At 29.5% G+C, this 4,203-nt stretch carries 6 protein-coding genes; 1 reads left to right on the forward strand and 5 read right to left on the reverse strand.

All coding sequences use genetic code 11. The annotated features are described in order from the left end of the window. Nucleotides 1-335: 335 nt before the first annotated feature. Nucleotides 336-881: a tyrosine-type recombinase/integrase gene (locus AAC024_RS15700; RefSeq protein WP_339896435.1), complete on the forward strand. Its 546-nt coding sequence runs from the start codon at nucleotides 336-338 to the stop codon at nucleotides 879-881. An 89-nt stretch (nucleotides 882-970) separates the two neighbouring features. Here the strand turns inward: AAC024_RS15700 and AAC024_RS15705 are convergent, their stop codons facing one another. The 5 genes from AAC024_RS15705 to AAC024_RS15725 all read right to left on the reverse strand — a co-directional run. Then, entirely contained in the window at nucleotides 971-1,189 is a 219-nt protein-coding gene (locus AAC024_RS15705; RefSeq protein ID WP_339896436.1) for a hypothetical protein, read from the reverse strand. A gap of 21 nt (nucleotides 1,190-1,210) precedes the next feature. Next, a complete protein-coding gene (locus tag AAC024_RS15710; protein ID WP_339896437.1) occupies nucleotides 1,211-1,564 on the reverse strand; it encodes a hypothetical protein in 354 nt (117 codons plus the stop codon). A 6-nt stretch (nucleotides 1,565-1,570) separates the two neighbouring features. Next, nucleotides 1,571-2,158 carry a hypothetical protein gene (locus tag AAC024_RS15715; RefSeq protein WP_339896438.1) on the reverse strand — a complete coding sequence of 196 codons (588 nt, stop codon included), beginning with the start codon at nucleotides 2,156-2,158 and terminating at the stop codon, nucleotides 1,571-1,573. A gap of 263 nt (nucleotides 2,159-2,421) precedes the next feature. Then, a complete protein-coding gene (locus AAC024_RS15720) occupies nucleotides 2,422-2,565 on the reverse strand; it encodes a hypothetical protein (RefSeq protein ID WP_339896439.1) in 144 nt (47 codons plus the stop codon). 136 nt (nucleotides 2,566-2,701) lie between these two features. After that, on the reverse strand, nucleotides 2,702-4,203 hold a 1,502-nt coding region (locus AAC024_RS15725; RefSeq protein ID WP_339896440.1), incomplete at its 5' end, for a hypothetical protein.

The raw sequence follows: 4,203 nt of genomic DNA on the forward strand, positions 1-4,203 counted from the left end.
CATGTCCATTAATTTTGATAGTTGTGGTAAAGCGAGCCCCATCCGTTTTCGGTTGTGTAACCCCAGTTTGATTCGTTATAAATTTCGTTAGCTTTAATCTGCATGATTATATAATGAAATTGTAATATGATTTTGTCTTTTAGGTATCACTTTTTTTTAAATTATTTTTAAAGTGTTATCATTATAGTTATTATGTAAACACTTTATAATATATAACTTGCTTATTATCAACACATTAATTGTTTCTTATTACATACTGTTATCATTAAGTGCTTTTTTTTGTTGTTTATGTAAACACTTTAATATATATTTGTACTATAATTAAATATCATATTATGAAATCAATAGAGCGAATAGAGACGAAACAGAACTACGAAACAATTAAAGCGGATGCTTTAGAAAGGTTTAACGATATTAAATACTCTTATGAGTGTTTGGCTATTTTGATTGGATTAGATACTGGATTAAGAGTATCTGACTTATTAAGACTGAAAGTATCTGACATATCATATAATGAAGATTCAAATAGATATGAGTGTAAATCATATATAAAGAAAACAAATGTAAGTGAACATACTACACTTATATCTAGAGAAACATATAAAGCCTTTAAAACACTCTGTTTAGATAGTGGCTATATATTCACTAATCCTAAAACAAATAGCTTATTCACTCGTATATGGCTATCTAAAAGAACTAATTTAAGATATGGTTTCAGCTTTCATACATTAAGAAAGATATCAGCAAAGCGAATACTAGAGGTTGGTACATTAGCGGATGCTAAAAGACATTTAGCACACAAAAGAATATCTTCTACGGATGCTTATTTAAAGGTGTCTGAAAAAAATAGTTTAGACAGGGTGAGCAGTTTATATAATTGATAAAAGATTGATTAATCAATTCTGTATCTTTGTAAAGCTAAGCGAGGTTAGAACCGTTTAGTATATCATAGGCGATATTAAACCACTTCTTAATTGAGGTGGTTTTTTTTCTTTTGTGCATTTCTTTCTTGCGCTCTATCAAACATCTTCGCTACCATTATCCTTGCCTCTGCAGCCATAATTTGTCTCTTAGTTTTCTTTATCTTCTTAGGAGTTGGTATTATATCCCCTACAAGATACCCTTGCAACTTGTTTATCAAAATAGCCTGGTCATCTATAATTCTTTTAAGTAGTTCTATTTTCTCCATATCTATTTATTTTTATCCAATTTAAATATCTTCAAAGATACTACCATCTTCTAAGTTCTCTGGTGTTATCATTTTAGGTGGATTTATAACGAAACCATCAGGTACTTCTCTGTTTGCTATAATTTCTAATAGCCCACCAACTTGTTTTTCTAGTTTTGAAATCTGTTTTTCTTGTTCTTCCATTATAGATTCCACCTCCTTACCTTCAGCTTGAAACTTGTAAAGGTGGTCCATGCTTTCTTTTAGTGTTTCTCTTAATCGTGAGTTTACTTCTTGCTGCTCATCAAAACCAATAGCACCACGCTTAAGTACATCTCTTAATTCTAAATTCTCTTTTTTTAATAGGGATATTATTTGTTGATTTTTATTTTTCATATCTATTTATTTTTTATCGAATCCCTTTTCTTTAGCTTGAATAAAATTTTGTTGCTGGATACTAGCAAGACTACTATTAATAGATTCTAGCATTTTGTCCATTTGGTCATTCCTTTTGTTTAAACTTTCCCTTAAATATTGGATTTCATTCTTATAATCTTCAACCCTATCAACTAGCATTTCTATTTTGTCTGACTGAACCGCTGCTAGTTTGATTGTTTCTTGTATGTTATCATATTCTTCTGTTGTAAACTCTACCTCTAAAGTATCATAATCCTCTTTGCTTTCTTCTGAAATAGGTGCTTCTATTTTTAAGTTTGTATCTACATCTTTTATTGATGCTATTTTTGCAGCTAAAAGCCTTTTATTTCTTTCGGCCATTTCTATTTTCTTCGCCTTGTTTTTCGCTCGTGTTTCGTAGGTCTTTCGGAGGATTGTAACCTGGTGACCTGTAAATCTATAGAAATTATCTATTTTTCTAATATTATGTTTCTTTGCGTAATTCTGCAACGTTCTCTCTGATGCATTGACTATCTTGTAATCTAAGATTTCAAGTACTGAGTAAAAACCATCTTTTTTTATATCGTGTTCCATGTGACCGTAAAGGTAACGAAACTTTTTATTCTTCGCATCATTTTACGGTGGGTTTTCGTTGTTCTTTCGGTGGAATAAATATTAAATATTAAGAAATAGAGCAGCAGTAAAGGATCGGAAGTTTGGCACAAAAAAAAACCGAACAAGTTTCGAGCCGTTCGGTTTATAATGTTTCTAAACTAATAAAAAAGAATAAGGATATTCCATTGCAAATATAACGATTTTTAGAGAGATTCGAACTCTATGACCTAACAAGGCCAATACTATTTTTCTATTATGTCGCCATTAGGTAATAAATACAATCCATCAGAAAGGTAGATGGCGTCATCTACTGTAGGTGTTTTTTTACGAACGAGGTTATCATATAGGCTATTCATTTCTTTGTCAATTATTTTCTTGTTACTCATGTCTTGTTTTCTTTTTTTATTATTATATATATAAGTTCTAAAGATTTTAAACAATCCCTTACTAGTGTTGGGCTTAGCTTGGGTTGAAATCGTGCACGAACTCAACTTTGCACTTTTTCAACCCACTTTTTTAGTACTATTTTTCTAATAAAGAAGTAGATATATACTCTGCTTCAAGTTCTACCAATTCACCAGATATATTCTCTATTTCATATCTCTTTATTTGCATTTCTGCATAAGTTCTTTCATTAGGTTTTAAAACATCGCCATCCAATTTTGATTGAGCATAAAGACCAAAACTAAGAGCCTGGTTAAAATCGTCTGCTTCTAAACTATTATTTATGAAATTTTCTTCTCTTTTAATAATACCTGGTTTATCTGCATAATATTTAATTATATCATTCTTTATATTTTCATCTTTATAACCGAATGCCTGTTTTAATAATACCTCTAATTCTCTTTCTGTTAATTCTAATTCTACATTAAATTTATACTTCTTCATCTTTTCTTGTTTTTCTGTTTGTATTAATTCATTACCTAATTTATGAAACCATCCGCTTTGATTTAGGTACTCAAAACTATTTACATCTTCTATTTGAGATTCGTGTAATTTACTAAATGAGATTACAGAATCATGTCTCCTAATATAATTTCCACTGGTGTCTTTCTCTTTAAATTGATTCCGTAGTCTTTCAATTATATTCTTTTCATGGTAGGAACAAAAATTAAATAATGCATCTTTCTCCTTATTCCAAAACTCCTTAAATAGAAAATCAATTACAATATCATTAAAACCTAAAATTCTTAATTCTTTAATCCTATTCCTTTTGTATTCTGTAACTGAAATATTAAAATCTGTAGGAAAATCAATACTTATTTTATTTAGAATCTTATTAATTGCTTTCTTGTTTTTCTTATTTTCTCCATAAAAATCATTTGGCAGCTGCAGACCACAAAAAGCATAAATAATACGAGGATTACAACTTACAATATCAACCTCTACTATTTCTTTATCAAAAGCATTTGCTATTAGTTCAATTAGATCCAATGAAACTTCCGTTAGTAAATTATAGTTTCTTGAATTTCTAACTTTATTAGGTAACTTAATTTTGTTTTGAGATACTGCCATCACTAAACGAACGTATCTATCTTGCAAGTTCCTTACAATATCATTTTTCCATTGCTTAAATTCAGTAGAATTGCGAGGTAATGTCTGTTTTTTACGTTCAATAGCAGTAGCTAAAAGCTGTTTTACATATAACTTTATATTATCTATATCAATTATCATGTTATAGGCTTGCATCTCGTTTAAATGGACATCTAAACAATCGATATTAAAGTCATGTAGTTCCTCTGTTGTCATTTGCCAAAGCAATTTGTCAGCATACCAGTATTTACGTCTTAAAAACACCTCAAATTCCTTTATATAGTATTCATGCTTCTCTTTAGCATATAAAATTACATGTACATCAGAGAATAATTTAAAGCTATTGATTATATCCTTATTTAACTTTGCAGTTGCAAACGCTGATTTGTGAGAATTACCTTTCAATTTCATTCTTTTGCTTCCATCTTTCAAGTCTACCAAAGTGAAACCTCTTTCAGAAAAGAATTGCTTGTATATATTTAAACCTTTTA

The sequence above is a fragment of the uncultured Algibacter sp. genome, from assembly GCF_963976535.1.
Lineage (GTDB): Bacteria > Bacteroidota > Bacteroidia > Flavobacteriales > Flavobacteriaceae > Algibacter_B.